The sequence below is a fragment of the Streptosporangium nondiastaticum genome (assembly GCF_003011965.1).
Classification (GTDB): Bacteria; Actinomycetota; Actinomycetes; order Streptomycetales; family Streptomycetaceae; genus Streptomyces; species Streptomyces nondiastaticus.
In genome coordinates, this window is record NZ_PXWG01000332.1 from 1 (window position 1) to 663 (window position 663).

Annotated in this window: 1 protein-coding gene; it reads left to right on the top strand. The window is 80.7% G+C overall.

Features of this window, described 5'->3' with window-relative positions; genetic code table 11:
* Window positions 1-663 (top strand): transaldolase family protein (locus B7P34_RS36090; RefSeq protein ID WP_286157549.1); only part of this gene is annotated, 663 nt, incomplete at both ends.

Consider the following 663-nt stretch of genomic DNA (forward strand, 5'->3'; position numbering starts at 1 on the left):
GAGGGGCGGCGCGCGTGCGACGTGCTGCTGCCCGTCCACGAGCGGACCGGCGGCCGGGACGGGCACGTCACCCTGGAGGCCGGCCCCGTCGCCGACACCGCCACGGCGCTGCGGCTCGCGCGGGCCGTCGACCGGCCCAACGCCCTCGTCGCCCTGCCCGCCGGGCCCGAAGGGCTCGCCGCCGCCGCGGACTGCCTCGCCGAAGGCATCGGCGTGGACCTCGGGCCCGTGCTGTCCCCCGCCCACTACGGCCGGGCCGCCGGTGCCTGGCTGGACGGCCTCCGCCGCGCGCACCGCGCGGGGCGCGACCTCTCCGCCATCCGGGCCGTCGTCTCCGTGCCGCTCGCGCCCGTGGACGCCGCCTTCGACGAACAGCTGCGGCTCTCCGCCTCCGACGCCGCCCGGATGATGCGCGGCGAGGCCGCCCTCGCCTCGGCGCGGCTCGTCTTCCACCGCCACGAGCAGCTGCTGGCCGGGCCGGACTGGCGCGAGCTCGCCGCGCTCGGGGCGCGGCCGCACCGGGTGCGCTGGACGGACACCACCGACCGCGCGCCGGGCCCGCCCGGCACGCGGTACGTGGACGAGCTCGTCGTCCGCGGCGCGATCACCACGCTGGGGCCCGCCACGCTGGAGGCCGTCGCCGAGCGCGGCAACCCGCGCGGC